The organism is Burkholderia sp. Bp8984 (assembly GCF_003853755.1).
GTDB lineage: Bacteria > Pseudomonadota > Gammaproteobacteria > Burkholderiales > Burkholderiaceae > Burkholderia.
Genome location: NZ_QTQN01000085.1, coordinates 1 through 1328 on the forward strand (window position 1 = coordinate 1; position 1328 = coordinate 1328).

Genomic DNA, 1328 nt, shown 5'->3' on the forward strand with positions numbered 1-1328 from the left:
TTCAAAGCGCAGCACGACCACCGGCGTCGTGTTCGACGAACGCGCGAGGCCGAAGCCGTCCGGGTACTCGACGCGCAGGCCGTCGATCGTCACGACTTCGTCGGCGCCGTCGAACTTCGCTTCCTGCTGCAGCTTCTCGATCAGGCGGAAGTTCTCGCCCTCCTCGAGCTTGAGCTGCAACTCCGGCGTGCTCATCGCGTCCGGCAGCGCATTGAGCAGCGCGCTCGGATCGGCCGTCTTCGCGAGGATTTCGAGCAGGCGCGCGCCCGTGTAGAGACCGTCGTCGAAGCCGTACCAGCGATCCTTGAAGAACACGTGGCCGCTCATCTCGCCCGCGAGCGGCGCGCCCGTCTCGCGTAGCTTCGCCTTGACCAGCGAATGGCCCGTCTTCCACATCAGCGGCTCGCCGCCCTTCGCCTTCACCCACTGCGCGAGATGGCGCGTGCACTTCACGTCGTAGATGATCTGCGCGCCCGGGTTGCGCGACAGCACTTCTTCCGCGAACAGCATGAGCTGGCGGTCCGGGTAGATGATCTGGCCGTCCTTCGTGACGACGCCGAGGCGGTCGCCGTCGCCGTCGAACGCGAAGCCGAGTTCGGCGTCGGTATCCTTCAGCGCCTGGATCACGTCCTGCAGGTTTTCCGGGTGCGCGGGATCGGGGTGGTGGTTCGGGAACGTGCCGTCGATGTCGGTGAAGCGCTCGACGAGCGTGCAGCCGAGCGCCTTGAACAGGCGCGTCGCGAGCGGACCCGCGACGCCGTTGCCGGCGTCGACGACGAGCTTCAGCGGGCGCGCGAGCTTCACGTCGCCAACGATGCGCGCGAGGTACTGATCGGCGACGTCGAACTGCTCGAACGCGCCGCTGCCCGTTTCGAAGCGCTCGTCGACGATGCGGCGGTACAGCGCCTGGATCTGCTCGCCGTAGATCGCCGCGCCGCGCAGCACCATCTTGAAACCGTTGTAGTCGGGCGGGTTGTGGCTGCCGGTGACGACGATGCACGAATCGACGCGGCGCTCGCCGCCCTTCAGCGCAAGCGGCACGCTCGCCGCGAAATAGCCGACCGGCGTGGGCACCATGCCGACGTCGACGACGTCGACGCCCGCCGCACGCAGGCCATCGGCGAGCGCGCCGACGAGCTCGGGCCCCGACAGGCGGCCGTCGCGCGCGACGACGACCGCGTCGCCGCCCTGGGCGCGCACTTCGCTGCCGAATGCCCGGCCGATCGCGCGCGCCGTGTCGGCGTCGAGCGTCTTGCCGACCACACCGCGAATGTCATATGCCTTGAAGATGGATTGGGAGATCATCGATTCTCTCTGGGTTGCGTGCA

General features: G+C 68.0%; 1 protein-coding gene. It reads right to left on the reverse strand.

Annotated elements, in window-relative coordinates:
* Window positions 1-1305 (reverse strand): phosphomannomutase/phosphoglucomutase (locus DID98_RS35410; protein WP_148093556.1); only part of this gene is annotated, 1305 nt, incomplete at its 3' end.
* Between the last annotated feature and the right edge of the window lie 23 nt (window positions 1306-1328).